Below are 24,296 nucleotides of genomic sequence, written 5' to 3'. Positions count from 1 at the left end.
GTCAGCCCCCGCGCAACCCCCGCACCCCGTCAGCCCCCGCGCGTCGACGGAGCGCTACGGCCGCGAGCCCCGCACCTCCCATGCGGTGACGGCTGCCGCCGCCGACCACGCCTGCGGGCGGCACGCCGCGGGGTAGGGTGCGGGCCGCTCGATGGCGCCCGCGTCGTCGCCGGCGTGCAGCTCGGGCACACGGTACTCGAACGCCTCTGCGGCGGTAAGCATCCCGGCGACGAGCGCCTCGGCTTCGTCGATGAGCCCCGCACGCAGCATGCCGCGGGCGACGATCGCGGTGTCGTGGGTCCAGACGCTGCCGCCGTGATAGCTGAGCGGCCAGTAGCCGCCCGCCTCGGTCGACAGGGTGCGGAGCCCGAACCCCGACGACATCGAGTCTCCGACCAGGAGCCCGGCGACCCGTGCTTCTTCCTCGGGGGAGAGGATGCCGGTGCCGAGCAGGTGTCCGACGTTGCTCGTCAGGGTATCGACGGCGCGCCCGTCGCGGTCGAGGGCGATCGCCGGGTAGCGGCCCTCGGGGGTCTCGACCCAGTAGCTCTCGGCGAACCGCTCCTTCAGCGCTGCGGCCCACGACCGCACGTCATCGCCGCCCGGCCGCCCGAACCGATCGAGGAGCGCCGCCCCGCCGAGCGCGGCCTCGTACGCGTAACCCTGCACTTCGCAGAGGGCGATGGGCCCCTCGGCGAGCGACCCGTCGCGCCACTGGATCGAGTCACCTGAGTCCTTCCACCCCTGGTTCGAGAGGCCGTGGCCGGTCTCGTCGACGTAGTCGAGGAAGCCGTGTGCGCCGACGCTGTCGCGCATCCACGCGATCGCGGCCTCGAGCGTCGGCACGAGCGCACGGACATCGTCCTCGGGCATCCCCGCATCGGCGGCCTCGGCGAGAAGGCAGATCCAGAGCGGCGTCGCGTCGACGGTGCCGTAGTAGAGCGGCGGCAGCTCGATGCCCTCGCCCGGCATCGAGAGCGTGCCGGCGCGCAGCTCGTGCATGATCTTGCCGGGCTGCTCGGCGGTCGACGGGTCGTTCTTCGTCCCCTGCAGGCGCGCCAGGACGCGGAGGGTCGACGCGGCCATGCGTGCGTCGAGCGGGAGCAGCAGGCGCGCGGCCCACAGCGAGTCGCGGCCGAAGAGGGTGAAGAACCAGGGTGCGCCGGCGGCGAAGAACTCGTCCTCGGGATGGTCGGGCAGGGCGAGGCGAAGAGCGGAGAGGTCGCCGAGCGCGCGGTCGAGCCACCGCTCGAGGCGCGGGTCGGCGCCCGGGACGGTCACGGGGGTGTCCCACGGCGCCGCGCCGGAGGGTCCGCGGACGACGAGACTCGGGTCGTCCATCGCGACGTCCCACCGTGCGGATGCCGCGCCGCGAGCCGGCACCCGCAGTCGCCAGCTCAGGGTCACCGCATCGCCCTCGACGGCCACCGCGGCGTCCGGGGCGTCGATGACCGACGCCGCCGCACTCGCCGAGTGGGCGATGCGTACACCGGATGCCGTGGCCTCGGCATCCCACGACGCGTCTCCCGTGGCCCCGGACTTCACGATCTGCAGGGGAGAGAAGTCGGGGGCGAGGGTCACCTTGAGGCGCACCGTGACCTGCTCGGTCAGGTGCGAGCGCACCGTGAGGGTCTCGGTCACCTGTCCGTCGGACACGTGCCGCTCGCGGACGAGGCGCACCTTGGGATCGGGCCACTCGTCGTCGACGCCGCGCAGCAGCGCGTCGAAGCGCACGGTCTCGGCCGACGGCAGCGACCACGACACCCACTCGGGCTCAGCGAGCGCGCCCGACGCGCCCGCGTAGCGGAGCGATCCCGACCGGACGAAGCGCGTGTCGCCGTGGTAGATGCCGTCGATCGCGGCACCTCCCACCTCGCCGTCGGTGCCCGACCACGCCTGGGTCGGCGCCGACAGCGCGACGACCCGATCGGACAGGAACGGCTGCAAGAGTGCCGTCATCCCTTCACTGCTCCTTCGCTGGTGTTCATGATGCGTCGTTGGAAGATGAAGAAGAGCACGGCGACCGGGATCGTCATGATCGCCGCGGCGGCGAGTTTCAGAGGGTACTGCGTGCCCTGGCTGAGCTGCCCCGACGCGAGCGAAGCGACGCCCTTGGTCAGGGTCGTCAGCTGGGGCGACTGGGTCGACACGATGAAGTGGCTGAGCTCGTTCCACGATCCCTGGAACGACAGGATGATGATCGTGACGAGGGCGGGCATCGCCATCGGCAGGACGATCGACCAGAAGATGCGGAAGCTCCCCGCGCCGTCGATGCGGGCCTGCTCCTCGACCGACGGCGGGATCGACTCGAAGAAGTTCTTCATGATGAACACCCCCGCGGCATCCACCAGCAGCGGCAGGATCATGCCCGCGTACGAGTCGTACAGGCCGAGCTGGTTCAGCACGAGGAACTTCGGGATGAGGAGGACGACGCCCGGCACGGCCATGACGCCCACGACGAGCGCGAACACGACGCCGCGACCGCGGAAGTTCAGCCGAGCGAGCGCGTAGCCCGCGAGTGAGACGAAGAAGACGCGCCCGAGGGTCACGCAGATCGTCACGATCGCGGAGTTCGCGAACCACAGCGGGAAGTCGCTGTTGAGGAACAGGCGCTCGTATGCGGCCGTCGTGAACGTCTGCGGGATGAGGGAGATGGGGCTGATCGCCGCCTCCTGCTCGCTCTTGAACGACGTCGCCACCTGCACGAGGAACGGGTAGATGTAGATGATCGCGAGCGCGACGAGCAGGGCGTACAGGACGACCTGTCCGAGCGTGCTCTTCACGGTGAACCGGCGCCGGCGGCGCGGCACCGCGATCGGGGGCTGGTCGTGGATCTCGGCCTCGGTGAGGACGGTCGCGGCGCTCATGCGGCACCTCCGGTCGTGGCGGTCGCGGAGGAGGATGCCGAGGCATCCTGCTCGCGCGCGCGGTCCTTCTTCAGAGCGCGGTCGTAGGGTGCCGAACGGCGCTTGGAGACGGGCCGCTCGCGGAGCACCCAGCGCTGGACGATCGTGAAGAAGATGATGATGAGGAACAGGATGAACGCGATGGCGGCGCCGATGCCCCAGTTATTGTTCTGGAACGCCGCCGTGTAGGAGAGGTACGCCGGCGTCACCGTCGTCTTGGCCGGACCACCCTGCGTGCCGGTGTAGATCTGGTCGAAGACCTGCCAGCACCCGATGAGTCCGAGGGTCACGACGGTGAAGACGGTCGGACGCAGCTGGGGGAGCGTGATGTGCCAGAAGCGTTGCCAGCCGTTCGCGCCATCCATCATGCCGGCCTCGGTCAGTTCGTAGCCGACGTTCTGGAGAGCGGCGATGAACAGCAGCATGAAGGTCCCGCTGGTCGTGAAGACGGCCATGAGGATGAGCGCTGACATCGCGACGGAGGGGCCGGAGAGCCACTCCCACCACGAGATGCCGAGGAAGCCGCCGCCGGTGAGGGCGTCGGGACCGGAGCTGACACCGAGGCTCCCGAGGGCGACGTGGACGATGCCGCGGGGGTCGTTGAACCAGTTCGGTCCCGATCCGCCGAGCTGGGCGATGATCGCGTTGACGGGACCGGCGAACGAGAAGAGGAACAGCCACAGGACGGTGATCGCGACCGAGCTCGTGACCGAGGGGAAGTAGAAAGCCGTGCGGAAGAAGCCGCGCGCCTTGAGGATACGCCGGCTCACGAGCACGGCGAGGAACAGCGACAGCGCCGTCTGCAGCGGCACCACGAGCACCACATACCAGGCGTTGTTGCGCAGGGCGGTGCCGAAGTCGCGCTGGGCGAGCCCCGGCTCTGCCGTCACCGACGCGTAGTTGTCGAGCCCCACGAACGAGACGTTCGCGGAGAAGGGGCTCCCGCGCCCCGACCAGTCCGAGAAGCTCACCCACAGCGCCATGAGCACCGGGACGAGCAGGAACACTCCGAGGATGAGGATGACGGGCGAGACGAACAGCCAGCCCGCGCGGGCCTCTCCCCGGTGCACGCCGCGCGGATTGCCGCGACGGGCGGTGCGAGCGGAGTGCGGGGGAGAGGCCTGCGGCGGTGTCGCCTCGGCCGGGGCGGCGGGAGCGGTCATGGGATCAGCCGACGATGCCTTCGAGGTTCGTCTGCACCGACGTCAGGATCGCCGTCGGGTCACCCGTCTTGAGCGACTCGAGCTGCGCGTTGAAGTCGGAGAGGACGTCGGTGATGCCCTTGTTGGTGGGAACGCCCTGGGCGTAGTCGGAACCGGCGAGGAACGCCTCGAGGTCGGGGTTCTCGCTCTTCCACTCGTCGGCGGCGGACTGCACCGAGGGCATCGGACCGAAGGCCTTCGAGAACGCCAGCTGCTGCTCGGCGGTCGTCAGGTACTCGACGAGGTCGAGCGCGGCCTTCTGGTTGGGGCTGTCGGCGGCCATGCCCCAGCAGTTCGTGAACTGCAGGGTGCCCTTGCCGCCGGGGCCCGCGGGCAGTTCGACGATCAGCGGATCGACGTCGGGGTAGTCGCCGAGCGCACCGGTGATCCAGTTGCCCTCGATCGTCATGGCGCCCAGTTGCTTGCCGAACGCCTCGCCGCCCCAGCCCGCGCCCACGTCGGCCGCGAAGGCGAAGGAGCCGTCCTTCAGGTGCGTCTGCACGTAGGTGAGGGCCTCGACGTTGGCGTCGCTGTCGGCCTCGGCCTTCGTGCCATCCTCGGAGACGAGCCGGCCGCCCGCCTGCGCCATGAACGCGCCCACGCGCTGATACTCGCCGCTGAAGACGAGCCCCTTCGTGCTGCCGCTGGTGAGCTTCGCGGAGACATCGGCCAGCTCGTCCCACGTGGTGGGGATGTCGGCCTCGGTGAGTCCGGCCGCCTCCCACAGCCCCTTGTTGATCACGAGCTGCAGCGTCGAGAAGTCCTTCGGTGCACAGTAGAACTCGTCGCCGATCGTGAAGTTCTTCACGAGCGACGGGTAGAAGTCATCCTTGTTCGACAGCTGATCGCCGTACGCCTTCAGCGACCCGTTGTCGGCGTAGCCGGCCAGCGCCTCGGTCGACAGGTAGAAGAGGTCGGGCGGAGAACCCGCCGCGAATCCCTGGGAGAGCTGCTGGGTGAGGTCGGTCGCGGCGACCACCTTCGCGTCGACGCCGGAATCCTTCGACCAGGCGGCGACGGCGTCGGTGACGGCCTTCGTCTCGGCATCCCCGCTGGAGCCGATCATGATCGTCAGGGCGTCGTCGGACGAGGTGAGCTCTCCGCTGGCGCCCCCCGATCCCGAGTCGTCGAACCCCGATCCGCATCCGGTGAGGACCAGCGCGGCGGATGCCGCGAGCCCTCCCGCCGCGAGCAGCGTGCGTGCTGTGTGTCGCTTCATCGCATCTCCTTCGATCCTGCGAAGCCGGAGAGGGAACCGGCCCCGTCGTGACGTGACACCCCGTGGGCAGTTTCCATCGCTGGATCCGCCGCAAGAATTTGATCGTTCAAATTCGTGGGTTGGAAGATAACGTAGACGTCGACGCGAAGTGCGTCAAGACGGCGCAGGTCAAGATCAGGACACGATGAACCGGGCAGCGACGATCGAGGACGTCGCCCGCGAGGCGGGCGTCTCTCGGCAGACGGTGAGCAATGTGCTCAACGCACCGGACGTCGTGCGCGCGCAGACGCGCGAACGCGTGCAGGCGGCTATCGATCTGCTCGGCTACTCGCCGCACGTTGCGGCCCGGCGCCTGCGCACGCGCCGCAGTTCGACGATCGGCGTGCACCTGGATCCGTATGCCGGGGGCATCTCCGGTGTCGTGCTCGACCGCTTCGTGCACGCGCTCACCGAGCGCGCCGGCGAGCGGGGCCTGCGGGTCGCCCTGTATGCGGCGCGAACTCCCGAGGAGGAGATCCGCCGCATGGCCGACCTCCGCGACGGTGCGGAGGTCGACGCGATCGTCATCACCGGCACGTTCGCGGGTGACCCGCGCACGCGCTGGCTCCTCGACCATCGCGTCCCGTTCGTCTCCTTCGGGCGCCCCTGGGGCGAGGACGACTACGCGGAGCCCGCGCACCTGTGGGTCGACGTCGACGGGGCGGCGGGCACGGAGCAGGCCACGCGGCACGCCGTCGCCTCCGCGGGACCCCGCGTCGGCTTCCTCGGGTGGCCGGAAGGGTCGGGGACCGGTGACGACCGTGAGACCGGATGGCGGCGCTCGCTGCCGCGCGGCGCGGACGCCGTGCGCCTCGTCGCCCCGGAGAGCGTGGCGACGGCCCGTGAGGTGGTCGCCGACGCGCTCGCGCATCACGACCTCGACGCGCTCGTGTGCGCGAGTGACTCGCTCGCCGTCGGCGCGCACCTGGCCGCCGTGACGAGCGGGCGCACCGACCTCGAGGTCATCGGGTTCGACAACACCCCCGCCGCCGAGGCCCTCGGCCTTTCGAGCGTCGAGCAGCGCCCCGAGGATGTCGCATCGGGAGCGCTCGACCTCCTGATGGGCGCGGGGAGCGTCATCGCTCCGCGCGCGGCGGAGCCGGGCGGCGCGCACGTGCTCGTCGAGCCGCGCCTCGTCGTGCGCTGAGGATCGATCGTCAGCGGATCCGGCGGGCGAGTTCCGCGGCGGCGTCGGCGACGAGCGGCCTGATCGCCTCGGCCCGTGCCTCGTCGTCGGGCCACGTCACGGCGATCGCCGCCGCGGGCCACCCGGCGTGGTCGCGGACGGCGACGCCCACCGACCGGAAGCCGAGGGTGACCTCGCCGTCCTCGCTCGCGTACCCCTCCGCCCGCACGACGCGCAGCAGCTCGCGCAGCTCGGCGGGTCGGCGGGGGCCACGCCCGGTGCGGTCGGCGAACGCCGCGGCATCCGGATACAGCGCCCGCACCTGCGCGCGGGGGAGCGCGGCAAGCATCGCGCGCCCCGTCGCGGTGAGGTGCGCGGGAAGGCGGACGCCCACGTCGCTGACGAGGGCCGGGCGGCGCGGCGCCCGCTCCTCGACGATGTACACGACGTCGCGGCCGCTCATGACCGCGAGGTGCGCGCTCTGCCCGGTCGCGTCGGCGAGCGCGGCGACGAGCGGCCGGCCGAGACGCGCGAGGGGCTGTTGGCGCGTGTAGCCGCCGGCGAGCTCGAACGCCGCGGTGCCGAGCCCCCAGCGCCGGGCGTCGGTCAGGTGCACGACGAACCCGTGCGCCGCCATCGCGGAGAGCAGGTGGTAGACGCTCGAACGCGGGATGCCGAGCTGCTCCGCGATCGTCCGCGCCGCGACGGGACCCCGCTGACGCCCGAGGAACGACAGGATCCGGAGCGTCTGGTCGGCGGCGGGAACCTGCGGGGCGCCGGCCTCCTGCGGAAGATCGCTGTCTGGTATCACAGACACATACTGCCAGGGATGCCTGTGCGCAGCGGGCCGTGCGCGCTGGAATCGGATCATGACGACCGTTCCCGACACCGCACGCGACACCGCGTCCGACTCTGCGCGCACACGCCGCACCGCCCCCGTCCGCCTGGGCGAGCGTCCCCTGACGCCCGCCGAGGTCGTCGCCGTCGCGCGACACGGGGCGACTGTCGAGATCGCGGATGCCGCGCACGAGCGGGTCGCCGCGACGCGCGCCCTCATCGAGCGTCTCGCCGACGATCCGCAGCCGCACTACGGCATCTCGACGGGGTTCGGCGCGCTCGCGACGACGTTCATCGCGCCCGAACGGCGCCGCCAGCTGCAGGCATCCCTCATCCGCTCGCACGCCGCCGGCACCGGCGCGGAGGTCGAGCGCGAGGTCGTTCGCGCCCTCATGCTCCTGCGCCTGCAGACGCTGGCGACCGGCCACACGGGCGTGCGACCGGTCGTCGTCGACACCTACGCCGCGATGCTCAACGCCGGGATCACCCCCGTCGTCCGCGAGTACGGCTCGCTCGGGTGCTCGGGCGACCTCGCACCGCTCTCGCACGTCGCGCTCGCCGCGCTCGGGGAAGGCGACGTGCGCGACGGCTCGGGCGAGCTCCTCCCGGCATCCCTCGCCCTCGCGGAGGCCGGGATCGCGCCGCTCGTCCTCGAGGAGAAGGAAGGTCTCGCCCTCATCAACGGGACCGACGGCATGCTGGGCATGCTCCTGCTCGCCCTCCACGACCTCACGGTCCTTCTCGACACCGCCGACGTCGCGGCGGCGCTGTCGGTCGAGAGCCAGCTGGGGACGGATGCCGTGTTCGCCGCCGACCTCATGGCGCTTCGTCCCCAGATCGGGCAGGCCGACTCGGCCGCGCGCCTGCGGGCTCTGCTCGCCGGCTCGGAGATCACGGCGAGCCACCGCGACCCGGCCGTCTGCACGCGCGTGCAGGATGCCTACTCGCTCCGCTGCACGCCGCAGGTGCACGGCGCCGCGCGCGACACCCACGCCCACGCCGCGCTCATCGCCGCGCGGGAGCTCGCCGCGGCGGTCGACAATCCCGTCGTCACCTCCGACGGGCGGGTCGAATCCAACGGCAACTTCCACGGCGCGTCCGTCGCGTACGTCCTCGACTTCCTCGCGATCGCGGTCGCCGATGTCGCCTCGATCTCGGAGCGGCGCACCGACCGGGCGCTCGATCGCACCCGCAGCCACGGGCTGCCGCCGTTCCTCGCCGACGAGGTCGGGGTCGATTCGGGGCTCATGATCGCGCAGTACGCCGCGGCGGGGATCGTCTCCGAGCTCAAGCGCCTGGCTGTGCCGGCCTCGGTCGATTCGATCCCGTCATCGGCGATGCAGGAGGATCACGTCTCGATGGGTTGGGCAGCGGCCCGGAAGCTCCGCCGCGGTGTCGACGGCCTCGCGCGCGTGCTCGCGATCGAAATCGTGACGGGATGCCGCGCGCTGGAGCTCCGCGCCCCGCTCGCGCCCGCGTCCGCGACGGCGGCCGTCCGTGACCTCGTCCGCGCCGCCGGCGTCGACGGGCCCGGTCCCGACCGGTTCGTGAGCCCGAACATCGAGACGGTGACCGCTCTGGTGCTCGCGGGGGAGATCGCGTGCGCCGCGGCATCCGCGACGGCGTCGGAGGACGCACGAGGAGGACGGCGATGAGGGAACCGATTCGGGCGCCGCGCGGCGCCCAGCGCACCGCGAAGAGCTGGGGGGCCGAAGCCGCCAAGCGCATGCTGATGAACAACCTCGACCCCGAGGTCGCCGAGCACCCCGAGGATCTCGTCGTCTACGGCGGCACGGGGCGTGCCGCGCGCTCGTGGGAGGCGTACGACGCGATCGTCCGCACCCTCGACGCACTGGAGCCCGATGAGACGCTTCTCGTGCAGTCGGGGAAGCCGGTCGGCGTCTTCCGCACCCACGAGTGGGCGCCGCGGGTGCTGATCGCGAACGCGAACCTCGTCGGCGACTGGGCGACCTGGCCCGAGTTCCGCCGACTGGAGGAGCTCGGCCTCACGATGTACGGGCAGATGACCGCGGGGTCGTGGATCTACATCGGTACGCAGGGGATCCTCCAGGGGACGTACGAGACGTTCGCCGCGGTCGCGCGATCGCTGCCGCACCGCGAGGGGCACGACTCTCTCGCCGGGACCCTGACCCTCACCGCAGGGGCGGGCGGGATGGGCGGCGCGCAACCGCTCGCGGTGACCCTCAACGGCGGCGCGGTGCTGATCGTCGACGTCGACGCGTCCCGCCTCGAGCGTCGCGTCGCGCACGGCTACCTCGACGAGTACACGACCGACCTCGACGCGGCTCTCGCGCGCGTGACCTCGGCGCAGGCGGCGGGGGAGGCGCTGTCGGTGGGTGTCGTGGGGAACGCCGCCGAGGTCTTCCCCGAGGTGCTCCGCCGCCACCTCGCGGGCACGGTGCGCATCGACATCGTCACCGACCAGACGAGTGCGCACGACCCGCTGGCGTACCTCCCGATCGGCGTGTCCGTCGCGGAGTGGAAGGATGCCGCGGCATCCGACCCCGCCTCCTTCACCGATCGTGCGCGCGCCTCGATGGCGCAGCATGTCGCGGCTATGGTGGGGTTCCAGGATGCCGGGGCGGCGGTCTTCGACTACGGCAACTCGATCCGGCGCGAAGCGGAGCTCGGCGGGTACGACCGCGCGTTCGCGTTCCCCGGGTTCGTCCCGGCGTACATCCGGCCGCTGTTCGCGGAGGGGCGCGGGCCCTTCCGCTGGGTCGCGCTCTCGGGCGATCCCGAGGACATCGCGAAGACCGACCGCGCCGTCCGCGAGCTCTTCCCCGAGGACGCGGCCCTCGGCCGGTGGCTCGAGAAGGCCGGCGAGGCCGTGCACTTCGAGGGGCTGCCGGCGCGCATCTGCTGGCTCGGCTACAAGGAGCGCCACCTCGCGGGCCTGCGCTTCAACGAGATGGTCGCCTCGGGCGAGCTGAAGGGCCCGATCGTGATCGGCCGCGACCACCTCGACGCGGGATCGGTCGCGAGTCCCTACCGCGAGACCGAGGCGATGGCCGACGGGTCGGACGCGATCGCCGACTGGCCGCTGCTGAACGCGCTCCTCAACACCGCGTCGGGGGCGTCGTGGGTGTCGATCCACCACGGCGGCGGCGTCGGCATCGGGCGGTCGATCCACGCCGGGCAGGTGACCGTCGCCGACGGAACGGCGCTCGCGGCCGAGAAGCTCGAGCGCGTGCTGACGAACGACCCGGGAACGGGTGTCATGCGACACGTGGATGCCGGGTACGAGCGCGCCCGCGAGGTCGCGCGCGAGCGGGGGCTGCAGGTGCCGATGCTGAGCGAGCGTGCCCCGAGCGCGGAGCGGGGCGCGTCGTGACCGGTGTCGTCATCACGAACATCGGCGAGCTGACGACCAACGTCCTCGGGGCGGGCGACGACCCCGACGACCCGACCGGCCTCATCCGCGACGCCGTCCTCCGCCTCCCCCCACTCCCGCCCCCCACCCTCACCCACACCCCCACTCACCCCACCACCGGCCGCGAGACTGCATCTGCAGGTCGAGACAGCGGTCACTACCCGCTGTTTGGTCGCGCAGATGCAGTCTCGCGGTCATGGGTGGGGGAGGGGAGCGAGGTTGTGGATGCCGGAGGGCGCGCGGTCATGCCGGGGTTCGTCGACGCGCACACCCACCTCGTGTTCGGCGGGGATCGGGCGGACGAGTTCGAGGCGCGGATGGCCGGGATGCCGTATGCCGCCGGCGGCATCCGGCGGACGGTCGCCGCGACGCGCGCGGCGACCGAGGACGAGCTGCGCGCGCGGCTTGCCGGGTTCGTCGCCGAACTGCGCGCCCAGGGCACGACGACGTTCGAGATCAAGACCGGGTACGACCTCACGGTCGCGGGCGAGGAGCGTCTGGCGCGCCTCGCCCGCGAGGTCACGGGCGAAGTCACCTATCTCGGCGCGCACGTGGTGCCGGCCAAGTATGCCGACGACCGCGACGCGTACGTCGACCTCGTCTGCGGCGAGATGCTCGACGCCGTCCGCCCGCACGCGCGATGGATCGACGTCTTCTGCGAGACGGGTGCTTTCACCCCGGCCGAGACCGAGCGGATCCTCGCCGCCGGCGCGGCGGCCGGCCTCGGCGTGCGCCTGCACGGCAACCAGCTCGGCGAGGGCGAGGGCGTGCGGATCGCCGTCGCGCACGGCGCGGCATCCGTCGACCACTGCACGTATCTCTCCGATGACGATGTCGCGGCGCTCGCCGCGAGCGACACCGTCGCGACGCTGCTACCGGGGGTCGAGTTCTCGACGCGGCATCCGTATCCCGACGCGCGGCGCCTGATCGACGCGGGCGTCACCGTCGCCCTCGCAAGCGACGCCAACCCGGGCACGAGCTTCACCACCTCGATGCCGCTCATGATCGCCCTCGCCGTCCGTGAGATGGGCATGACCGTCGCCGAAGCGGTCTGGGCGGCCACCGCCGGGGGAGCGCGCGCGCTGCGCCGAACGGATGTCGGCCACCTCGGCCCGGGCGCGCGCGGCGACGTGATCGTGCTCGAGGCGCCGACGCGCACCCACCTGGCTTACCGCCCCGGCGTGCCGCTGATCCACGCGGTATATCGCGGGGGGATGCCGGCGCGCTGAGCGATCATCGTCTCCTCCACAGGCGACGAAACCTCGCGATCCATCCACAGATGGGCGAAACCGCACCTCCGCGCCTGCATCGGCCTGCAGGCTGGCCGGCATGACACCTTCCGACCTGCACACCCTCCCGCTCACCGACGACGACACTCTCGAGCGCGGTCTGTCGGTCCTCCTCGCGCCCGTCGTGCGGCGCCAGCTGTGGATCCTGTTCCTCGACGACCGCGACATCCTCAGCGGGCCGCTCATGCCCTCGGATGACCTGCCGCGCAGCCCCTACGCGCTCTACCCGGGCGCAGCGAAGTCGGGCGACGACCGCACCGCAGGGGAATCGATCGCCGAATGCTTCGCCCGCGTGCACGAGGAGTTCGACTTCGCCGCGCTCGTCCTGGTGTGGGAGCGGTGCGGCTCTGCGCGTCTCGATGACGAGACCCGCGTCTGGGCGCGCGAGTTGCACCGGCTGTTCCGTGCGCACGGCACCCCGGTCCGCGCGCAGTGCCTGCTCAGCGATCGCGGGGTGCGGGTCATTCCGCCGGACGATCTCGTGTGAGAACCGAGCCGCGTCGGGGATCAGCGCGCGCCGCGGATCAGGGCGCGTCGAACGCCCAGCTATCGGGGTCGGTCGCGGTGGCGACATCCCAGTCGTCCGTCTCCCAGCGGAACGTCGCGACGGCGCACGTGGGCATGTGCCCGATGCCGCCGCCGGAGAGATGCTCAGCGAGGATCGTCATGCCCGGGTCGTGCGCGACGACGAGGACCCGGTCGACGCCGCGCGCGGCGGCCGTCTCGAGCAGCAGCCGCGCCGGTGCGCCGTAGAGCTCCGGATCGAGTTCGGGCGCGACCCCCAGCGCGGCGCCGAAGAGGCTCGCGGTCGTCCGTGCGCGCAGCGCCGTCGACGACAGCAGCGCGTCGATCTCGAGCCCCGTGGCCGCGAGCTTCTCGGCCTGCGCCGGCGCATCGCGCAGCCCGCGCGCGTTGAGGGGACGGTCGTGGTCGGCGAGGAGGGGGCTTCCCCAATCGCTCTTCGCGTGCCGCACGAGGACGAGCGTGGTCATGAAGACTCCTTTCGCGCGTACAGCCCCGCGAGCAGTTCCAGCACGCAGAGCGCGGCAAGGCGCACGGTGCGCCCGTCGGGGGCATCGGCGGTCGCGTCGACCTCGACGATGTCGGCCGAGCCGACGCGCGGGTCGGCGGCGATCGCGCGGACGAGTGCACGCAGCTCCCACGCCGCGAAACCTCCGGGCACCGACGCGGGGCAGCCCGGCGCGACCGCGCGGTCGCAGACGTCGACATCGATGTCGAGGTGGATGCTGGAGGCATGCGCGCCACCGGTAGCGCCGGCACCCGCCCCCGCCACCTCGCGCGCCTCGGCGACGACATCCGCGATTCCGCGGCGGCGGAGTTCGTCGAGCGTGACGACGCGGATGCCGAGATCGGCGGCCCGCTGGGCATACGCGACCGAGTTCGCGAAGTCGGCGATGCCGATCTGCACGATGCGTGCCGGATCGAGGCCGCCTTCGATGAGGCGGCGCACCGGCGATCCGTTCGACTCGCCGTCGCGCAGGTCGAGGTGGGCGTCGAGCGTGACGAGCCCCGAGGCTCCGGCGCCCTGGGCGACGGAGAGTGTGATCGAGTTGTCCCCGCCCAGGGCGACGACGAGGTCGCTGCGCGCGGCGAGTCCGGCCGTCCGCTCCCGAAGGCGGCGCTCGCCGTCCGGCCCGTCGGGGTCGGCGACGTCTCCCGCGTCGGCGATGCGCAGGGCTTCGGCGAGATCGACGGGCGGGGGCCCGAGAAGGGTCGGGCTGTAGCGGCGGAGAGCCTCGCGGACGGCCGCGGGCGTCGCGTCGGCACCGGTGGGGGAGAGGGAGGTGCGCGCCGCGGGGGCGCCGAGGATCACGGCATCCCACCGGCCGGCATCCGGCGCCGCGTCGTCGGCGGACGGCCACGAGCCCGCGCGGGGCCAGAGTGGGTCGTGGGCCAAGAGGGGGTCGTGCGCCAAAGAGGCGCCGTGCGACAGAGGGGTCATCCGACGTAGACCCACGCGGTGCGACCGCTCGTCAGGGTCACCGCGATGCGCCGGTAGAGGGCGACCTCGTACTCGTCGGCGGCATCCACCTCCCCCTGCGTGACATGCAGGACGACGCCGGTCACCTTGTCGAGCGGATTCCCGGTCTCGCGGAGGATCGGGTGGACCGAGAGTCCCGAGACGTCGACGACGCGCTGGTCCTCGATCTCGGCGTAGTCGACCGTGTAGCCGGGCAGACTGTCGGGCTCGCCCGCGACGAGACGCCCGAACGTGTCGAGCTGCACCTCGGCGTGCTGCAGGGTGCCGTAGGTGAACAGCAGCTGGTCGGGCGCGGCGTCGCTCACCCTTCCACGCTAGCGCTCGCCCCTCGAGCGGGAAAGGCTGCGAGCCGCAGCTCAGCGGATGAGCGCGTGCGCGATCGTGTAGATGAGCAGGCCCGCGAGCGCGCCGACGAACGTGCCGTTCAAGCGGATGTACTGCAGGTCGCGGCCGACCAGTAGCTCGATCTTCTCGGTGGTCTCGTCGGCATCCCACTTCTCGACCGTGTCCGTGATGATCGAGGCGATGTCGTGGCGGTAGCGGTCGACGAGGAAGACCGCGGCATCCGCGACGCGGCCGTCGACGCGCTCCTGCAGGGCGGTGTCGGTCGCGAGGCGGTCGCCGATCTCGACGAGCGCCGCACCGAGGCGGTGTCGCAGGGGGCTCTCGGGGTCGTTCAGCGCGGTGAGGAGCCCCGCCTTCGCGGTGTTCCAGGCGTCGGCGGCGAGCTCGCGCACCCGCGGGCTGTCGAACACGGCGCTCTTGGCGTCTTCGAGCTTCGCGATCGTCGCGGGATCGTGCTGCAGGTTCTCGGCGAGGCGTTCGAGATAGCGGTCGATCGCGTGCCGCGCCGGATGGTCGGGGTCGGCCTGGACCGCCGCGACGAACTTCATGGCCTCGTGGTAGACCGTGTCGTCGACGAGGCGCATCGCGACCGACGGCACCCACGAGGGCAGGCGCCGCGAGACGAGACCGGAGAACGACGAGCGGTTCGCGGCGAGCCAGGCGGCGATGCTGTCGATGCCGAGATTTACGGCGCCGCGGTGCGCCCCGGCATCCACGACATGCCCCAGCCATCCGCCGACGGTGGGGCCCCACTCGGGGTCGAGGAAGTGCTCGCGCGCGAGGTCGCTGATGAGGTCCTGCACCTCGTCGTCGCTGAGTGCGGTGAGGATGCCGGAGGCCATCGTCGCCGCCTCGCGCCCCACGATCTCGGCGTGCTCGCTCTCGCGCAGCCACGCGCCCGCCGTTGCGGCGATCGGCGTCGACCGGAGCTTGTCGCGCACGACGTCGCCGGCGAGGAAGTTCGTCTCGATGAACTCCCCGAGGCTCTTGCCGATTTCGTCTTTGCGGTTCGGGATGATCGCCGTGTGCGGGATGGGGATGCCGAGCGGATGCCGGAACAGCGCCGTGACCGCGAACCAGTCGGCCAAGGCGCCGACCATGCCGCCCTCGGCGGCGGCGCGGACGTACCCCATTGCGGGATAGCGGGGCTCCAGTGCGAACGCGACGATGAACAGGATCGCCATGAAGACGAGCGCGCCGAGCGCGACACCCTTCATGAACCGCAGCGACCGACGACGCTCCTGGTCGGCGGGGCTCAGCAGTTCGGTGGGCGTGCGGGGCATGCCGTCAGTCTCGCACGGCGTATCCTTGCCGCGTGATCGACGACATCAAGAAGCGCGCCCTGCACCGCACCGCCATCATCGAGGGGCAGATCCGAGGGCTCGCGAAGATGATCGAGAACGAGGACTACTGCATGGACATGATCGCGCAGTCCCGCGCGATCCAGAAGGCGCTCACCTCGCTCGACAAGCTGCTCATCGAGAACCACCTGCGCACGCACGTGGCGCACATGTTCGCCGAAGGCGGCGCCGAGCGCGACCAGGCCGTCGCCGAGCTGCTGAAGGCATACGACCTCGAGGCGGGCTGAGTTTCGGCATCCTGTCGCGCGGAGGGGGGGCGTCGGGTGGGTCGTCCGTCGGGTGGGTTGCGGGCGTGCCGGCGGTCGGGTTCGCTGCGGGTCGGGCGGGTCGCGGTCGTGGCGGGCGCGCCGCCGCTACGCCCGTCCGGTTCGGGCGCCAGGAATCTGTTCGGGCGCTAGAAAACTGTGGCGCCCGAACAGGGATGTGGCGCCCGAGTTCCGGAGCGTGCAGGGAAATGGCGCCCGAACAGGAATGTGGCGCCCGAGTTTCGGAGCCTGCAGAGAAGCGGCGCCCGAGTTCCGGAGCGTGGGGCAAAGTGGCGCCCGAGTTCCGGAGCATGCAGGGAAATGGCGCCCGTTGCTGCGCCCCGCCTACGAGCCCGAGACCGGCCCGAGCCACGCCGCGGCGACCGTGGAGTGCGCCGACTCGGGATCGGACGGGTGGAACATCCCCGCGAGGACGTCGCGGTACAGGCGCGACAACTCGTTACGGGTGAAGTACGACGACCCGCCCGCGACGAGCATCGCCTCGTCGACGATCTGCTTCGCGGCGACGACGGCGCGGTGCTTGAGGCCCGAGAGCTTCGCGAACCACAGCGCCCCGTGGTCGGCGGCGGCGTCGACGTCCGCGGCGAGCGCGGCGATCTGGGGGAGGAGGGCGTCGTAGGCGAGCGCCATCTCGGCGATGCGCCAGCGGATGTCGGGGTCGTCGCTGTATGCGAGACCCGTTTTCTTCGAGGTGCGCTTCTTCGCCGTCTCGACCGCGAGGTCGAGCGCGCGGCGCGCGACCCCGGTGTACACCGAGGCCAGGAGGATCTCGAAGACGCTGAAGATACCGAAGACGATCGGGTCGGGGTTCGGGCCCGGCGCGACGCGGCGGACCACGCGATCTTCCGGCGCGACGGCACCGTGGAGCTCCGTCGTCCGCGACTGGGTGCCGCGCATGCCGACGGTGTCCCCGTCGTCGCGGGTGATCACGGCATCCGTCCGCGGGACGAACGCGAACACCATCTTCGGGGCGTCGGGCGAGGTCTCGTCGAGTCCGTGGAGGCCGAGCTGCGTCCAGACCGGGGCGAGCGACGTGAAGATCTTCGTCCCCGTGAACGCGTACGAGCCATCGCCCTGGGGAACGGCCGCGGTGTCGCTGCCGAAGAGGACGAGGTCGTTCCCGGCCTCGCTGATCCCGAAGGCGAACACCTCGCCGGCCGCCGCCCCCGTCTGCACGAACTCGAGCCCCGGGATCGCGCGGTCGGAGAATACCTTCGCGACGCCCGTCCACACGAGGTGCATGTTGATCGCGAGCGCCGTCGCAGGGGAGGCAGAGGCGAGCCGCTGCTGCAGAAGGGATGCCTCGGCGAGCGCGAGCCCGGCACCGCCGAGCTCCTCGGGGACGAGGATCGCGAGGTAGCCGGCATCCTTCAGCTCGGCGAGGTCTTCGTCGGGGAAGCGGTTCTCGGCATCCACCTGCGCGGCGCGCGACCGGATGCGCTCGAGCAGATCGTCGGAAAGGTACGCGGCGGGGTCGAAGGCGCTCATCCCTCCATCCTGCCCCGGGGCGCCGCCGGGAGGGGCAGGATGGATGCCATGATCTCGACCGACCTCGCCGTGGCTCTGCGCGATGCGGGGCTCGTGTGGCATCCCGCCTCGGGCGACCGGTTCCAGCTCGACGAGCCGGAGTTCGAGGCCGATGTCTTCACGGTGAGCGAGATGACGATCGAGCCGCGCCGCTACCCGACGGGCACGATTCTCGCCTTCAACGGCACGACCGAGTGGGCGCTCGATTCGGTCGCCCTCGAAGACGCGCTGTGGCTGCCGCGCGAGGACCAGCTGCGCGAGCTCCTGCGCGGCGCGTTCCGGGCGCTCGTGCGCCTGCCCGACGCGCACCGCGTCGACATCCGGATCGGCGAGGCCGACCTGTCGTTCGAGCATCCCGAGCCGGCGGATGCCTATGCGCTCGCCGTCCTCGAGCTCTTGCGGCGCATCTCGTAGTCAGGCGTCGTCAGGCCAGCGCATCCGCGAGGTGTCGCATCGTGTCGTCGGGAAGGTCGCGGTGCGGGGAGTGGCCGGCGCCCGTGACGACCGAGACCGTGACGACGGGGTTCTGCCGCACCTCGTCGACGAGCGCTCCCTTGAAGATCGAGTAGACCTTCGGGTCGCTCGCGATGACGTGCGTCGGGACGCTCAGGCGGGCCGCGGCCGCGCGGACGTCCCACGGGGTGTTCTGCCGGTTCGTCTCTTCGACCGCCCAGCGGCTCGCCTGCTGCGCCGAGAGCGCCTTCAGTTCGATGTCGTTCTCATGCCATGTCGGGTGCTCGGCGCGGACGGCGGCGATGGAGGTGTCGGCGAACGAGCGCTCCTGGCTGTTGCGCACCACCTGGCGGTCGTGGTCGCCGAGGTGGATCGCCGGGTCGACGAGCACGAGCCGGCGGGTCCAGGCCGGGGCGTCGGCGCTCGCGACGGTCGACGCCGCTCCGCCGAGCGAGTGGCCGACGACGAGGTCCCAGGGGGCGTCGTCGTGCGCGCCGGTGTGGGCGAGGTCGGCGGCGTACGCGGCGATCGTGTAGTCGAGCGCGCGCGGAGCCGTGCCGTGGCCGCGGAGGTCGACGGCGGTCGCGTGCCACCCGGCATCCGCCAAGAACGTGCCGTAGCGCCACATCAGCGCGCCGTTGGATCCGAGGCCGTGGACGAGGAGTGCGCGGCGCGGCGCGGTCGTGGAGCCCCACGACAGGCGCGGGAGGGTGAGGGGAGCGGGCATGATCCCAGCCTAGGAGTGTCGCGGGTGAGGCGTGTCAGGTGATGACGTCGACCGGCACGGTGTCGGGGATCGGGGCGGCGTCGCGGCCGCGGAGGTCGGGGAATCCGCTCGCGAAGACGGTCGCCACGAGTGCGCCGACGATCGCGAAACCCGCGGCCACCGCGTATGCACCGACGGGGCCGACGCCGTCGATCATGAACCCCGCGATCGCGGAGCCGAGGGCCGCGCCGATGAGCTGCCCCGTGCCGATCCAGCCGTACGCCTCGGCGGTCTCGCTGAACTTGACGGATGCCGAGGTCGTCGCGAACATCACCGCGAGAGCCGGTGCGACGCCGATGCCCGCGACGATGAGGCACGCCCCCACCCACCACGGCGTCGCGGGGCCGACTTCGCCGACGAAGAAGACCGCCGCCGTGAGTCCGACCGCGACGACGGTGAGGCGCCGCGCCATCGCCCAGGGCCCCATCGGGAGATGACCGAACGCGAGACCGCCGGCGAGCGAGCCGACGGAGAACACCGCGAGGACGAGGCCCGCCTCGAGGCCGCCGTGCCCGCCGTCCGCGCCGTGGCCGAAGGTCGCGACGACCGCGGCCTCGACAGCGGCGCATGCGCCGATGAGGAGGAAGCCGATGACCGTCGCGAGGAGGACGACAGGCTTGCCGAGCACGCGTCCGAATCCGCGGCGGCTGCGCGGGATGCGCACGCGCCCGACCTCGGGGGAGAGGACGAACCACGCCCCGCCGAGCACCAGGATCGCGACGATCAGGATGAGCGCGACCGTCGTGCCGATCTGCGTCGCGACGAGCGTGATGACCACCGGCGCGAGGATCCAGATGATCTCCTGCAAGCTGGCGTCGAGGGAGAAGAGCGGCGTGAGCTGGCGGGCGTTGACGAGCTTCGGGTAGATCGTGCGGACCGCCGACTGGACGGGCGGGGTCGACAGTCCCGCCAGGAGTCCGAAGACCATGTAGCCGACGACGTTCATCGGCACGAGCGCGATGACGACGAGCGCGGCGGCGCACACGGCGGTCGTCAGCGTGATGACGCGGCGGATGCCCCAGATGCCCATCCACCGGCTCGTGACGGGTCCGGAGGTGGCCTGACCGATGGATGCCGCGGCCAGCACGAGCCCGGCGGCGCCGTACGACCCGGTCTGCTGCTCGACGTGCAGGAGGATCGCGAGGCTCGTCATCCCGTTGGGGAAGCGTGCGGTCAGCTGTGCCGCGATGATGCGCGCGACCCCGGGGGTGCGCAGCAAGTCCCGATATCCCGCCACCCTTCTACGGTAACGGTCGCGACAGGGTCGGTGCCGCCGCGCGGGCCGGGGCAATCGGCGAGGCCGTGCGCGACACGCCGGCGGTGTACCGCGACACGCCGAGGCGACGTATCCACAGGCAAATCGATGTCGGAGGCCCGGCGTAGCGTCGGCGCTGTGGATGGATGCCGGCATCCGTTCGGAAAAGCGCCGTGATCGCGGTGTTTCCGTGGCTCGGAATCCATGCCCGGTCTGTGGATGAAACGGTGGACAAGATGTGTTGTACCTGGGGAGAGCGGTGCAAAACTACACGGATGTAACTACTACCCCTTGTGGTGCCCCCCAATGTCGGCACCCATATGTAGTATTGGACTCCCGACGGCGCACAGCCGGTCACGGGGTTGGAACAGCGGGACTGAATCACTGGGTGAAGTGAGGGGAGCAATCGATATGGCGATCACGGTTTACACGAAGCCGTCGTGCGTGCAGTGCAACGCGACGTACCGGGCACTGGACTCGAAGGGCATCGATTACGAGGTCCTCGACCTGTCCGAAGACCCTGCCGCGCTCGAGCACGTCAAGTCGCTCGGCTACCTGCAGGCGCCGGTCGTCGTCACCGACGAGGACCACTGGTCGGGCTTCCGTCCCGACAAGATCGACGAGCTCGCGAGCCGTCTGGCCTGAGATGCAGGTACTGACGAGCGCCCCGCTGCTCGTCTACTTCTCGAGCGTGTCGGGGAACACCGCGCGCTTCATCGAGAAGTTGGGGATGCCGGCCCGCCGGATCCCCCTCACCGCTGCCGATCCCGATGTCGAGGTCGACGAGCCGTTCGTGCTCGTCACCCCGACGTACGGGGGAGGGCAGGGGCGCGGCGTCGAGAAGGGCGCCGTTCCCAAACAGGTGATCCGGTTTCTCAACGTCGAGAAGCACCGGGACCTCCTGCGCGGAGTGATCTCCGCGGGAAACACGAACTTCGGCGAGCACTTCTGCGTCGCCGGCGACATCATCAGCCGCAAGTGCACCGTGCCGCACTTGTACCGGCTCGAACTTTTCGGCACGCCAGACGATGTCGCCCGGGTGAGCGACGGATTGGAACGATGGTGGAAGCTGCAGTGACCGAGACGACGTTCAAGACGGACACGCGTTTCGAGGGGATGGACTACCACTCCCTCAACGCGATGCTCAACCTCTACGGTGCGGACGGGAAGATCCAGTTCGACGCCGACAAGCGCGCTGCGCGCGAGTACTTCCTGCAGCACGTCAACCAGAACACCGTCTTCTTCCACTCCCTCAAGGAGCGCCTCGACTACCTCGTCGAGAAGGAGTACTACGAGGGTGCGGTGCTGGAGAAGTACCCGTTCGAGTTCATCCAGGCCCTCAACGACCGCGCCTACGGTGCGAAGTTCCGGTTCGAGACCTTCCTCGGCGCGTTCAAGTACTACACGAGCTACACGCTGAAGACCTTCGACGGCAAGCGCTACCTCGAGCGCTTCGAGGACCGCGTCGTCATGACCGCCCTGGGCCTCGCCGACGGTGACCAGCGCCTCGCCGAACAGCTCGTTGACGAGATCATCTCCGGCCGCTTCCAGCCGGCGACCCCCACGTTCCTCAACACCGGCAAGGCGCAGCGCGGCGAGCTGGTGAGCTGCTTCCTGCTGCGCATCGAGGACAACATGGAGTCGATCGCCCGCGGCATCAACTCCGCGCTCCAGCTCTCCAAGCGCGGCGGCGGCGTCGCCCTCCTCCTCTCGAACATCCGCGAGGCGGGCGCCCCGATCAAGCAGATCGAGAACCAGTCGTCGGGCATCATCCCCGTCATGAAGCTGCTCGAAGACAGCTTCAGCTACGCCAACCAGCTCGGTGCGCGTCAGGGCGCCGGTGCCGTGTACCTCTCGGCGCACCACCCCGACATCCTGAAGTTCCTCGACACGAAGCGCGAGAACGCCGACGAGAAGATCCGCATCAAGACGCTGTCGCTCGGCGTCGTCATTCCCGACGTCACGTTCGAGCTCGCCCGCAAGGGTGAGGACATGTACCTCTTCTCGCCCTACGACGTGGAGAAGGTCTACGGTGTGCCCTTCGGCGACATCTCCGTCACCGAGAAGTACCACGAGATGGTCGACGACGCGCGCATCAAGAAGACGAAGATCAACGCGCGCGAGTTCTTCCAGACACTCGCCGAGATCCAGTTCGAGTCGGGCTACCCGTACATCATGTTCGAGGACACGGTGAACAAGGCGAACCCGATCAAGGGCCGCATCAACATGTCCAACCTCTGCAGCGAGATCCTGCAGGTGAACACGCCGACCACCTACAACGAGGACCTCTCGTACCAGCAGATCGGCAAGGACATCTCCTGCAACCTCGGGTCGATGAACATCGCGCTCGCGATGGACGGCAAGGACCTCGCCGGCACCGTCGAGACCTCGATCCGTGCACTGACCGCCGTGAGCGACCAGAGCCACATCCGCTCCGTGCGCTCCATCGAGGACGGCAACGACCGTTCGCACGCGATCGGCCTCGGCCAGATGAACCTGCACGGCTACCTCGCCCGCGAGCACGTGTTCTACGGGTCGGAAGAGGGCCTCGACTTCACGAACATCTACTTCTACACCGTGCTGTTTCACGCCCTCCGCGCATCGAACCAGATCGCGATCGAGCGCGGCACGGCCTTCGACGGCTTCGCCGACTCGACCTACGCGTCGGGGGAGTTCTTCGACAAGTACCTCGAGCAGGAGTGGGTGCCCCAGACGGAGCGGGTGGAGGAGCTGTTCGCCGGCATCCACATCCCCACGCAGGATGACTGGCGTGCGCTGAAGGCATCCATTCAGGAGCACGGCATCTACAACCAGAACTTGCAGGCCGTGCCGCCGACGGGCTCCATCTCGTACATCAACAACTCGACGTCGTCGATCCACCCGATCGCCTCGAAGATCGAGATCCGCAAGGAAGGCAAGATCGGCCGCGTCTACTACCCGGCGCCGTTCATGACGAACGACAACCTCGAGTACTACGAGGATGCGTACGAGATCGGCTACGAGAAGGTCATCGACACGTACGCCGCCGCGACTCAGCACGTCGACCAGGGCCTGTCGCTGACGCTGTTCTTCAAGGACACCGCCACCACGCGCGACATCAACAAGGCGCAGATCTACGCGTGGCGCAAGGGCATCAAGACGATCTACTACATCCGGCTGCGCCAGCTGGCGCTCGAGGGCACCGACATGACCGAGTGCGTCTCGTGCATGCTGTGAGCCGCTTCGACTCTGCGTTTCGACTCGCTTCGCTCGCTCAACGACCGATCTCTGTGATTGAGGAAGAATCATGACCCCTCCCGAACCGCTCAAGCTCGTCGACCACGTGCAGGCGATCAACTGGAACCGCATTCAGGACGAGAAGGACCTCGAGGTCTGGAACCGCCTCGTGAACAACTTCTGGCTGCCCGAGAAGGTGCCGCTGTCGAACGACATCCAGTCGTGGGCGACGCTCTCTCCCGAGGAGCAGACCGCCACGATGCGCGTGTTCACGGGCCTGACCCTCCTCGACACGATCCAGGGCACCGTGGGCGCCGTGTCGCTCATCCCCGACGCGATCACGCCGCACGAAGAGGCCGTCTACACGAACATCGCGTTCATGGAGTCGGTGCACGCGAAGAGCTACTCGTCGATCTTCTCGACGCTCGCCTCGACGCCCGAGATCGACGACGCGTTCCGCTGGTCGGTCGAGAACCCGAACCTGCAGAAGAAGGCCCACATCGTCATGGATTACTACCGTGGCGACGAACCGCTCAAGCGCAAGGTCGCCTCGACCCTGCTGGAGTCGTTCCTCTTCTACTCGGGCTTCTACCTGCCGCTGTACTGGTCGTCGAAGGCGAAGCTGACGAACACGGCCGACATCATCCGCCTGATCATCCGCGACGAGGCCGTGCACGGCTACTACATCGGGTACAAGTTCCAGAAGGGTCTCGAGAAGCTCTCGCAGGCCGAGCGCGACGAGCTGAAGGACTACACGTTCTCGCTGCTGTACGAGCTCTACGACAACGAGATCCAGTACACGCAGGACCTCTACGACGGCATCGGCCTGACCGAGGACGTCAAGAAGTTCCTGCACTACAACGCGAACAAGGCGCTCATGAACCTCGGTTACGAGGCGATGTTCCCCTCCACCGTGACGAACGTGAACCCGGCGATCCTGTCGGCCCTCTCGCCGAACGCGGACGAGAACCACGACTTCTTCTCGGGGTCGGGCTCGTCGTACGTCATCGGCAAGGCCGTCGCCACCGAAGACGAGGACTGGGAGTTCTGAGCCGTCGTCTTTCGTGACGGACGCGATCGGATGCCGCGGGGG

General features: G+C 70.2%; 23 protein-coding genes. 11 read left to right on the top strand and 12 right to left on the bottom strand.

All coding sequences use genetic code 11. From position 1 onward, the window contains the following. Nucleotides 1-54: 54 nt before the first annotated feature. From AC3ENQ_RS03275 to AC3ENQ_RS03260, 4 genes are read right to left on the bottom strand one after another with little or no spacing between them, the layout of a single operon-like run. Nucleotides 55-1,959 carry a glycogen debranching N-terminal domain-containing protein gene (locus AC3ENQ_RS03275; protein ID WP_431801629.1) on the bottom strand — a complete coding sequence of 635 codons (1,905 nt, stop codon included), beginning with the start codon at nucleotides 1,957-1,959 and terminating at the stop codon, nucleotides 55-57. Further along, nucleotides 1,956-2,867, bottom strand: a complete 912-nt coding sequence (locus tag AC3ENQ_RS03270) for a carbohydrate ABC transporter permease (RefSeq protein WP_431801628.1) — start codon at nucleotides 2,865-2,867, stop codon at nucleotides 1,956-1,958. Before AC3ENQ_RS03270 ends, AC3ENQ_RS03275 begins: the two co-directional genes overlap by 4 nt. Further along, nucleotides 2,864-4,069 (bottom strand): carbohydrate ABC transporter permease, encoded by a 1,206-nt coding sequence (locus tag AC3ENQ_RS03265; protein ID WP_431801626.1) that lies wholly within the window; start codon nucleotides 4,067-4,069, stop codon nucleotides 2,864-2,866. The genes AC3ENQ_RS03270 and AC3ENQ_RS03265 overlap by 4 nt, the downstream gene beginning before the upstream one ends. Nucleotides 4,070-4,073: 4 nt before the next feature. Beyond that, nucleotides 4,074-5,327: a sugar ABC transporter substrate-binding protein gene (locus tag AC3ENQ_RS03260; protein WP_431801624.1), complete on the bottom strand. Its 1,254-nt coding sequence runs from the start codon at nucleotides 5,325-5,327 to the stop codon at nucleotides 4,074-4,076. 184 nt (nucleotides 5,328-5,511) lie between these two features. Here AC3ENQ_RS03260 and AC3ENQ_RS03255 point away from each other — a divergent pair, with 184 nt between their 5' ends. Further along, nucleotides 5,512-6,513 carry a LacI family DNA-binding transcriptional regulator gene (locus AC3ENQ_RS03255; RefSeq protein WP_431801622.1) on the top strand — a complete coding sequence of 334 codons (1,002 nt, stop codon included), beginning with the start codon at nucleotides 5,512-5,514 and terminating at the stop codon, nucleotides 6,511-6,513. Between the two features lie 10 nt (nucleotides 6,514-6,523). On the opposite strand, the gene AC3ENQ_RS03250 is transcribed toward AC3ENQ_RS03255, so the two are convergent. Next, nucleotides 6,524-7,309, bottom strand: coding sequence for an IclR family transcriptional regulator (locus AC3ENQ_RS03250; RefSeq protein ID WP_431801620.1), 786 nt, complete (start codon nucleotides 7,307-7,309; stop codon nucleotides 6,524-6,526). Between the two features lie 52 nt (nucleotides 7,310-7,361). Here AC3ENQ_RS03250 and hutH point away from each other — a divergent pair, with 52 nt between their 5' ends. From hutH to AC3ENQ_RS03230, 4 genes are all read left to right on the top strand, one after another. Further along, nucleotides 7,362-8,984 carry a histidine ammonia-lyase gene (hutH, locus tag AC3ENQ_RS03245; RefSeq protein ID WP_431801618.1) on the top strand — a complete coding sequence of 541 codons (1,623 nt, stop codon included), beginning with the start codon at nucleotides 7,362-7,364 and terminating at the stop codon, nucleotides 8,982-8,984. Beyond that, nucleotides 8,981-10,684, top strand: coding sequence for a urocanate hydratase (gene hutU, locus AC3ENQ_RS03240; RefSeq protein WP_431801617.1), 1,704 nt, complete (start codon nucleotides 8,981-8,983; stop codon nucleotides 10,682-10,684). The genes hutH and hutU overlap by 4 nt, the downstream gene beginning before the upstream one ends. Next, the gene (hutI, locus tag AC3ENQ_RS03235) at nucleotides 10,681-11,952 is read left to right on the top strand and encodes an imidazolonepropionase (protein ID WP_431801615.1); all 1,272 of its coding nucleotides are present in this window, start codon (nucleotides 10,681-10,683) and stop codon (nucleotides 11,950-11,952) included. The genes hutU and hutI overlap by 4 nt, the downstream gene beginning before the upstream one ends. A 100-nt stretch (nucleotides 11,953-12,052) precedes the next feature. After that, complete coding sequence (locus AC3ENQ_RS03230) at nucleotides 12,053-12,499, top strand: hypothetical protein (protein WP_431801613.1); 447 nt, start codon at nucleotides 12,053-12,055, stop codon at nucleotides 12,497-12,499. 37 nt (nucleotides 12,500-12,536) lie between these two features. Here AC3ENQ_RS03230 and AC3ENQ_RS03225 read toward each other — a convergent pair whose 3' ends face one another. From AC3ENQ_RS03225 to AC3ENQ_RS03210, 4 genes are read right to left on the bottom strand one after another with little or no spacing between them, the layout of a single operon-like run. Continuing rightward, nucleotides 12,537-13,004: a SixA phosphatase family protein gene (locus AC3ENQ_RS03225; protein WP_431801611.1), complete on the bottom strand. Its 468-nt coding sequence runs from the start codon at nucleotides 13,002-13,004 to the stop codon at nucleotides 12,537-12,539. Beyond that, a complete protein-coding gene (locus tag AC3ENQ_RS03220) occupies nucleotides 13,001-13,975 on the bottom strand; it encodes an arginase family protein (protein ID WP_431801609.1) in 975 nt (324 codons plus the stop codon). The genes AC3ENQ_RS03225 and AC3ENQ_RS03220 overlap by 4 nt, the downstream gene beginning before the upstream one ends. Next, the gene (locus tag AC3ENQ_RS03215) at nucleotides 13,972-14,319 is read right to left on the bottom strand and encodes a gamma-glutamylcyclotransferase family protein (RefSeq protein ID WP_431801607.1); all 348 of its coding nucleotides are present in this window, start codon (nucleotides 14,317-14,319) and stop codon (nucleotides 13,972-13,974) included. The genes AC3ENQ_RS03220 and AC3ENQ_RS03215 overlap by 4 nt, the downstream gene beginning before the upstream one ends. A 51-nt stretch (nucleotides 14,320-14,370) precedes the next feature. Continuing rightward, complete coding sequence (locus AC3ENQ_RS03210; RefSeq protein ID WP_431801605.1) at nucleotides 14,371-15,642, bottom strand: DUF445 domain-containing protein; 1,272 nt, start codon at nucleotides 15,640-15,642, stop codon at nucleotides 14,371-14,373. 32 nt (nucleotides 15,643-15,674) lie between these two features. On the opposite strand from AC3ENQ_RS03210, the gene AC3ENQ_RS03205 reads away from it, so the two are divergent. Further along, on the top strand, nucleotides 15,675-15,947 hold the full coding sequence (locus tag AC3ENQ_RS03205) for a metal-sensitive transcriptional regulator (RefSeq protein WP_431801603.1): 273 nt from the start codon (nucleotides 15,675-15,677) through the stop codon (nucleotides 15,945-15,947). 363 nt (nucleotides 15,948-16,310) lie between these two features. Here AC3ENQ_RS03205 and AC3ENQ_RS03200 read toward each other — a convergent pair whose 3' ends face one another. Further along, nucleotides 16,311-17,474, bottom strand: coding sequence for an acyl-CoA dehydrogenase family protein (locus AC3ENQ_RS03200; RefSeq protein WP_431801601.1), 1,164 nt, complete (start codon nucleotides 17,472-17,474; stop codon nucleotides 16,311-16,313). Between the two features lie 48 nt (nucleotides 17,475-17,522). Between AC3ENQ_RS03200 and AC3ENQ_RS03195 the strand changes: the two genes are divergently transcribed. Next, nucleotides 17,523-17,927, top strand: a complete 405-nt coding sequence (locus tag AC3ENQ_RS03195; protein ID WP_431801599.1) for a pilus assembly protein CpaE — start codon at nucleotides 17,523-17,525, stop codon at nucleotides 17,925-17,927. 10 nt (nucleotides 17,928-17,937) lie between these two features. On the opposite strand, the gene AC3ENQ_RS03190 is transcribed toward AC3ENQ_RS03195, so the two are convergent. Beyond that, nucleotides 17,938-18,693 (bottom strand): alpha/beta fold hydrolase, encoded by a 756-nt coding sequence (locus AC3ENQ_RS03190; protein ID WP_431801597.1) that lies wholly within the window; start codon nucleotides 18,691-18,693, stop codon nucleotides 17,938-17,940. Between the two features lie 34 nt (nucleotides 18,694-18,727). Beyond that, a complete protein-coding gene (locus AC3ENQ_RS03185) occupies nucleotides 18,728-19,969 on the bottom strand; it encodes an MFS transporter (protein ID WP_431801595.1) in 1,242 nt (413 codons plus the stop codon). A 429-nt stretch (nucleotides 19,970-20,398) separates the two neighbouring features. On the opposite strand from AC3ENQ_RS03185, the gene nrdH reads away from it, so the two are divergent. The 4 genes from nrdH to nrdF all read left to right on the top strand — a co-directional run bounded on the left by nrdH (nucleotide 20,399) and on the right by nrdF (nucleotide 24,254). Further along, nucleotides 20,399-20,632: a glutaredoxin-like protein NrdH gene (gene nrdH / locus AC3ENQ_RS03180; protein ID WP_005052310.1), complete on the top strand. Its 234-nt coding sequence runs from the start codon at nucleotides 20,399-20,401 to the stop codon at nucleotides 20,630-20,632. Nucleotide 20,633: 1 nt separating this feature from the next. Continuing rightward, nucleotides 20,634-21,065: a class Ib ribonucleoside-diphosphate reductase assembly flavoprotein NrdI gene (gene nrdI / locus AC3ENQ_RS03175; RefSeq protein WP_431801593.1), complete on the top strand. Its 432-nt coding sequence runs from the start codon at nucleotides 20,634-20,636 to the stop codon at nucleotides 21,063-21,065. After that, nucleotides 21,047-23,203 carry a class 1b ribonucleoside-diphosphate reductase subunit alpha gene (gene nrdE / locus AC3ENQ_RS03170; protein ID WP_431801591.1) on the top strand — a complete coding sequence of 719 codons (2,157 nt, stop codon included), beginning with the start codon at nucleotides 21,047-21,049 and terminating at the stop codon, nucleotides 23,201-23,203. The genes nrdI and nrdE overlap by 19 nt, the downstream gene beginning before the upstream one ends. 70 nt (nucleotides 23,204-23,273) lie before the next feature. Then, a complete protein-coding gene (gene nrdF, locus AC3ENQ_RS03165; RefSeq protein WP_431801589.1) occupies nucleotides 23,274-24,254 on the top strand; it encodes a class 1b ribonucleoside-diphosphate reductase subunit beta in 981 nt (326 codons plus the stop codon). The last annotated feature ends 42 nt before the right edge of the window (nucleotides 24,255-24,296 follow it).

It is taken from the genome of Microbacterium sp. bgisy203, assembly GCF_057706945.1.
The sequence above is the reverse complement of the archived record's forward strand: the minus strand, read 5'-3'. Positions and strand labels throughout refer to the sequence as shown.

What these genes read in the sequence shown, in the direction of transcription:
- AC3ENQ_RS03225 (WP_431801611.1), bottom strand. Translation starts at nt 13,004, where the DNA reads ATGACCACGCTCGTCCTCGTGCGGCACGCGAAGAGCGATTGGGGAAGC.
- AC3ENQ_RS03255 (WP_431801622.1), top strand. Translation starts at nt 5,512, where the DNA reads ATGAACCGGGCAGCGACGATCGAGGACGTCGCCCGCGAGGCGGGCGTC.
- nrdI (WP_431801593.1), top strand. Translation starts at nt 20,634, where the DNA reads ATGCAGGTACTGACGAGCGCCCCGCTGCTCGTCTACTTCTCGAGCGTG.
- AC3ENQ_RS03220 (WP_431801609.1), bottom strand. Translation starts at nt 13,975, where the DNA reads ATGACCCCTCTGTCGCACGGCGCCTCTTTGGCGCACGACCCCCTCTTG.
- AC3ENQ_RS03210 (WP_431801605.1), bottom strand. Translation starts at nt 15,642, where the DNA reads ATGCCCCGCACGCCCACCGAACTGCTGAGCCCCGCCGACCAGGAGCGT.
- nrdE (WP_431801591.1), top strand. Translation starts at nt 21,047, where the DNA reads ATGGTGGAAGCTGCAGTGACCGAGACGACGTTCAAGACGGACACGCGT.
- AC3ENQ_RS03270 (WP_431801628.1), bottom strand. Translation starts at nt 2,867, where the DNA reads ATGAGCGCCGCGACCGTCCTCACCGAGGCCGAGATCCACGACCAGCCC.
- AC3ENQ_RS03230 (WP_431801613.1), top strand. Translation starts at nt 12,053, where the DNA reads ATGACACCTTCCGACCTGCACACCCTCCCGCTCACCGACGACGACACT.
- hutU (WP_431801617.1), top strand. Translation starts at nt 8,981, where the DNA reads ATGAGGGAACCGATTCGGGCGCCGCGCGGCGCCCAGCGCACCGCGAAG.
- nrdF (WP_431801589.1), top strand. Translation starts at nt 23,274, where the DNA reads ATGACCCCTCCCGAACCGCTCAAGCTCGTCGACCACGTGCAGGCGATC.
- AC3ENQ_RS03195 (WP_431801599.1), top strand. Translation starts at nt 17,523, where the DNA reads ATGATCTCGACCGACCTCGCCGTGGCTCTGCGCGATGCGGGGCTCGTG.
- hutH (WP_431801618.1), top strand. Translation starts at nt 7,362, where the DNA reads ATGACGACCGTTCCCGACACCGCACGCGACACCGCGTCCGACTCTGCG.
- nrdH (WP_005052310.1), top strand. Translation starts at nt 20,399, where the DNA reads ATGGCGATCACGGTTTACACGAAGCCGTCGTGCGTGCAGTGCAACGCG.
- AC3ENQ_RS03275 (WP_431801629.1), bottom strand. Translation starts at nt 1,959, where the DNA reads ATGACGGCACTCTTGCAGCCGTTCCTGTCCGATCGGGTCGTCGCGCTG.
- AC3ENQ_RS03265 (WP_431801626.1), bottom strand. Translation starts at nt 4,069, where the DNA reads ATGACCGCTCCCGCCGCCCCGGCCGAGGCGACACCGCCGCAGGCCTCT.
- AC3ENQ_RS03200 (WP_431801601.1), bottom strand. Translation starts at nt 17,474, where the DNA reads ATGAGCGCCTTCGACCCCGCCGCGTACCTTTCCGACGATCTGCTCGAG.
- AC3ENQ_RS03190 (WP_431801597.1), bottom strand. Translation starts at nt 18,693, where the DNA reads ATGCCCGCTCCCCTCACCCTCCCGCGCCTGTCGTGGGGCTCCACGACC.
- AC3ENQ_RS03260 (WP_431801624.1), bottom strand. Translation starts at nt 5,327, where the DNA reads ATGAAGCGACACACAGCACGCACGCTGCTCGCGGCGGGAGGGCTCGCG.